1 protein-coding gene is annotated in these 330 nt (G+C 58.8%); it reads left to right on the plus strand.

The window, feature by feature from the left end; translation table 11 throughout:
- A partial coding sequence (locus Phpb_RS08285; protein WP_131817505.1) for a hypothetical protein occupies positions 1 to 330 on the plus strand: 330 nt, incomplete at both ends.

Consider the following 330-nt stretch of genomic DNA (forward strand, 5'->3'; position numbering starts at 1 on the left):
CCCTCAGCCGGGGAGAACAGGGCTATATCCTCCGGCACCGGGATTCACCGGTTTGTAAGTATTTTGCGCTGGCCTCCCCGGCCTCATCTGAAGGGACACAGCGCTGGCAGCTCACGGAACACCGGGATGTGTATGACAACCGGCTGCGGTTTATCTATAACGAGCACGGTCAGCTGACACAGGTTCTCCACAGTGACGGGCCGGAGCTGGCGCTGCTTTATAATCTGCGCGGACAACTGACAGAGATTCTCCGTACCGATGAAGGGTTACAGGAAGTGATGGCCCGTTATCGCTACCATGATGACGGCCGGCTGGCGGAAGCGGACAGCG

Origin of the sequence: Photorhabdus namnaonensis (assembly GCF_001684335.1) — a bacterium.
Lineage (GTDB): Bacteria > Pseudomonadota > Gammaproteobacteria > Enterobacterales > Enterobacteriaceae > Photorhabdus > Photorhabdus namnaonensis.